Annotated in this window: 4 protein-coding genes; all 4 read left to right on the top strand. The window is 40.6% G+C overall.

The window, feature by feature from the left end; genetic code table 11:
• Positions 1-965: RHS repeat domain-containing protein (locus V757_RS27410; RefSeq protein ID WP_031274180.1), on the top strand; the 965-nt coding region annotated here is incomplete at its 5' end.
• A 20-nt stretch (positions 966-985) separates the two neighbouring features.
• The gene (locus tag V757_RS17985; protein WP_023949737.1) at positions 986-1,372 is read left to right on the top strand and encodes a hypothetical protein; all 387 of its coding nucleotides are present in this window, start codon (positions 986-988) and stop codon (positions 1,370-1,372) included.
• A 16-nt stretch (positions 1,373-1,388) separates the two neighbouring features.
• Positions 1,389-1,805 (top strand): hypothetical protein, encoded by a 417-nt coding sequence (locus V757_RS17980; RefSeq protein ID WP_147628835.1) that lies wholly within the window; start codon positions 1,389-1,391, stop codon positions 1,803-1,805.
• Between the two features lie 120 nt (positions 1,806-1,925).
• The gene (locus V757_RS17975; RefSeq protein ID WP_023949733.1) at positions 1,926-2,195 is read left to right on the top strand and encodes a hypothetical protein; all 270 of its coding nucleotides are present in this window, start codon (positions 1,926-1,928) and stop codon (positions 2,193-2,195) included.
• Positions 2,196-2,258 lie beyond the last annotated feature (63 nt).

Here is a 2,258-nt window from a genome sequence, read left to right as displayed (position 1 = left end):
TCAGTGATYRGGAAGGCTTGACCATTGCTTCAGAAGAGCGTATCGGTCAGCAACTGGGCAAACATGCAGCCAATCCGGGACGTGACTGGCAGAATGCACCGGCCTTGGCCTTGAATGTGCAGTATCTCTACGAAGATGGTCAGTTTGTGCCCTTGGCGCAATACATTAATAGCAATGATGGACAAGCGGAACTACTGAGCTCACGGGGGTGGCAGGCCGAGTTAGCAGAAGAAACTCAAGTAGCGCCGAAACTTTATCATTATGTGTGCGATCACCTCGGCACCCCACAACTGTTGGTGAACCAAGGTCAGGAAGTGGTGTGGGAAGCCAAGGCCAAAGCGTGGGGTGAAACCCGTGTCATAAGCCGACCAGCTGCAGATGAGCAGGTGATTAATAATCATCGTTTTCAAGGTCAGTATTATGATGCTGAGACGTCGTTACATTACAATACCTTTAGGTATTATGACCCAGAGCTAGGACGCTTTATCAGCCAAGACCCGATAGGGTTGATGGGAGGGATTAACCTCTATCAATACGCCCCGAACCCGGTGGAGTGGGTGGATCCGTGGGGGTGGAGTAGTTCTAAAGGAGGTGTTTATTGGTTAGTTCGTCAACTAGCAAAAGGAGGTGAGGTTAATCATATGCCTGCATGGTCTGCTGTAAGAAACTCTATTTCCGATTTAAGTCGGGGAATAGTTCCTTCTCTTTGGATGGAAACATCTGATCATAGACAAACAGCTAGTTGGGGATCGTTAACCCAAGCAAGGCGTTGGCGACAGGCACAAACAAAACTAATTGATTCTGGTAGATTTTCTCATGCGATGGAAATGGATATTGTAGATATTAAAAAGAAATTCGGAACCAAATATAACACTGGTTTAACAGATATGATTGAAGAAGCATTTTCTCGAGGTTATATTAGTGATTCTGAAAGAAATAGATTGAATAGTAAAGTTTGTAATTAAAATTTTAAAGGAAATATATAATGTTTAATATTGAAAAAAATAGTTTTGATGGTATTACGTTAGGACAAAGTAAAGAGGAAATAGATAAAACAGAATTTGATAAATCTCTATACTATCTAGAATTCGAAGAGCAAAATGGTCGTCAGGTTCTGGTAACAATTTCAGTGCGAGATCTTAAAGGTTTTAAATTAAACGACAAAGAAATTAATTTTGATAATTTGGAGACATTTTTAGAGGAAGAAAACCCGTTTGTTGATGACAATATTCTTGTATTTCCTAAATATAACCTAACATTGATTCCAGATTTTAAAGGGAAGTTATTTGCGGAGATTTTAGTATACGATGAGAGTGTCAAAGAACTCTATGAAGAGTCGTATGATGATTATTATTTAAATCTTAAGAAATGACGAGGAGGTGATTGATTTGAGAAATACACATTTGTGTTTCTTGCCGTATAAAAGACTCGGGCTGTTTCGTTTTGGAGAGACACCTCAAGAGTTCACAAAACTTACAGGAATCCCAACGAGAGCGAAACCTAATAATAAAGCATTTAGCGATTTTCAAGATTTTTATATTCGATTTGATAATGACCGATTAACGCAGATTCAAATAACAGAAAATATTCTAGATTATCAAGTGATGTTTAATGATGTGCTTGTGAACTCAATACAAGGATTAAATACCTTGATGTCTCGCTATGATTATATTGAGAATAATTTCAGAGTGACATTTCTAGTATTAGGGATGACGGTATGGAAAGATTTACGAACGATTTATTTTTTTGATAAAAGCCTGCTGGAATTTTGGAAAGATTTAGAAAGACCTATTACAAGTTGGTAGCTTAGCTAGTTGGAAGTGTAGAGTGCATATCCACAATGCTATAAGTAATTCTATGTGATTTGCCAAGTATGGTTATTCGGCTCAAGGTCATGATATGTTCTCAGTACCTTACCGTCAGGGGTGTCAAGTGTCGTTGGTAATCTGTTAAAAGGGATAGCGGGGATACACTTTAGCTATGATGCGCGTGGGAATATGACGCGTAAAGAGGGGCTCAAAGGGATACAGACCTTCCAATGGGATGCGCATAACCAATTACGGCAGAGTGGATGGCAAGGTGGAGCTCGGGAGAGCTTACGCACGGAGTACCTCTATGATGCGTTTGGGCGACGTATAGCCAAGCGAGGTGGAATCGGGAGAGCATCATCGGGTGGTCAGCCAAACGTTGTATGACTGGGAGGGGTTAAGTATTGCCTCTGAAGAGCCGTTGCGCACAGCCAATGCAACGAATCTTTC

Source organism: Pelistega indica (assembly GCF_000506865.1).
GTDB lineage: Bacteria > Pseudomonadota > Gammaproteobacteria > Burkholderiales > Burkholderiaceae_B > Taylorella > Taylorella indica.
Note: the sequence above shows the minus strand (reverse complement) of the source record. Positions and strands in the feature narration are given on the sequence as shown.

Bases quoted from the DNA above. Each gene is read 5' to 3' on its own strand.
- V757_RS17985 (WP_023949737.1), top strand. From the start codon at position 986: ATGTTTAATATTGAAAAAAATAGTTTTGATGGTATTACGTTAGGACAA.